3 protein-coding genes are annotated in these 1,740 nt (G+C 71.0%); all 3 read right to left on the bottom strand.

Annotated elements, in window-relative coordinates; genetic code table 11:
- A partial coding sequence (locus ACFUJR_RS39195; RefSeq protein WP_383451299.1) for an electron transfer flavoprotein subunit alpha/FixB family protein occupies positions 1–782 on the bottom strand: 782 nt, incomplete at its 3' end.
- A gap of 33 nt (positions 783–815) precedes the next feature.
- On the bottom strand, positions 816–1,601 hold the full coding sequence (locus ACFUJR_RS39190; protein ID WP_383177162.1) for an electron transfer flavoprotein subunit beta/FixA family protein: 786 nt from the start codon (positions 1,599–1,601) through the stop codon (positions 816–818).
- Between the two features lie 44 nt (positions 1,602–1,645).
- Positions 1,646–1,740: acyl-CoA dehydrogenase family protein (locus tag ACFUJR_RS39185; protein WP_132919430.1), on the bottom strand; the 95-nt coding region annotated here is incomplete at its 5' end.

The following is a 1,740-nucleotide window of genomic DNA, read 5'->3' as shown; positions in this document are numbered from 1 at the left end:
ATGTACAGCTGCGGCGAGACCTGCTTGCCGGTCTGGCCGACCTGGTTGGAGTGCGGGTACCAGCCGGCGTCGACGGCGGCACGCGAGGCGCCGACCGCCGCGCCCAGGGAGTCCGCGAGCTTCTCGACGACCTCGAAGCCCTCGGCCGCGCCGACACCACGGCCGCCGGAGACCACGATCGCGGACTCGGTCAGCTCGGGGCGGCCGGTCGAGACGCGCGGGGTGCGCGAGACGACCGTGGCGGCGTTGCCGGTGAAGGCGACGGTGACGTTCTCGACCGTACCGGCGGCCGGGGCGGCCTCCGGGGCGGCGGAGTTCGGCTTGACGGTGATGACCGGCACGCCGTGCGAGACCCGCGACTTCACCTGGTACGAGGCGGCGAAGACGGACTGGGTCGCGACCGGACCCTCGTCACCGGCCTCCAGCTCCACGGCGTCGGTGATCAGACCCGAGCCGAGACGGAGCGCGACGCGCGCGGCGACCTCCTTGCCCTCGCCCGACGACGTCACCAGGACGGCGGCGACGCCCTTGTCCTTGGCGATCTGGGTGAGCGCGTCGACCTTCGGCACGACGAGCCGGTCGGCGAACTCGGCACCGTCCGCGACGTACACGGTCGCGGCGCCGTACTCCCCGGCGGTGGCGGCGATCGACGCCGCGGCCTCGCCGGCGCCGAGCACGACGGCCGTCGGCTCGCCGAGGCGACGGGCCAGCGTGAGCAGTTCGAGCGCCGGCTTGCGGACCGCACCGTCGGCGTGGTCCACGAGAACCAGGATCTCAGCCATGATTCCTTGCTCCTGAACGATAGTGACGGTGGGTCAGATGAACTTCTGGGCGGACAGGAACGCGGCGAGCTGCTTGCCGCCGTCGCCCTCGTCGGTGACGATCGTGCCCGCGGTGCGGGCCGGGCGCGCGGTGGCCGACTCGACCAGCGTCCACGACCCGGCGAGGCCGACCTCGTCGGCGTCGATGCCGAGGTCGTCCAGGTCCAGTTCCTCGACCGGCTTCTTCTTCGCGGCCATGATCCCCTTGAAGGAGGGGTAGCGGGCCTCGCCGGACTGGTCGGTGACCGAGACGACGGCGGGCAGCGGAGCCTCGATCAGCTCGGTGGCGGCGTCGCCGTCCCGGCGGCCCTTCACCAGGGTGCCCTCGACCGAGACCTCGGAGAGGAGGGTGACCTGCGGGAGGCTCAGCCGCTCGGCGAGCAGCGCCGGGAGCACGCCCATGGTGCCGTCGGTCGACGCCATGCCGCAGATGACCAGGTCGAAACCGGTCTTCTCCAGGGCCTTGGCGAGGATCGCGGAGGTGCCGATGACGTCGGTGCCGTGGATGTCGTCGTCGTTGACGTGGACGGCCTTGTCGGCGCCCATCGACAGCGCCTTGCGCAGCGCGTCCTTGGCGTCGTCCGGGCCGACGGTGACGACGGTGACCTCGGCGTCGTCGGACTCCTCCGAGATGCGCAGCGCCTGCTCGACGGCGTACTCGTCGAGCTCCGACAGCAGGCCGTCGACCTCGTCGCGGTCGACCGTCAGGTCGTCGGCGAAACCACGGTCGCCGGTCGCGTCGGGTACGTACTTCACACAGACAGCGATCCTCAGGGTCACGGCCTGGCTCCTTTCAAGCGGTCAAACGGTCAAGTGACGGACGACTACGGGAGGTTGCGGGCCATGACGATGCGCTGGACCTGGTTGGTGCCTTCGTAGATCTGGGTGATCTTGGCGTCGCGCATCATGCGCTCGACGG

Origin of the sequence: Streptomyces sp. NPDC057271, from assembly GCF_042668715.1 — a bacterium.
Lineage (GTDB): Bacteria > Actinomycetota > Actinomycetes > Streptomycetales > Streptomycetaceae > Streptomyces.
The sequence above is the reverse complement of the archived record's forward strand: the minus strand, read 5'-3'. Positions and strand labels throughout refer to the sequence as shown.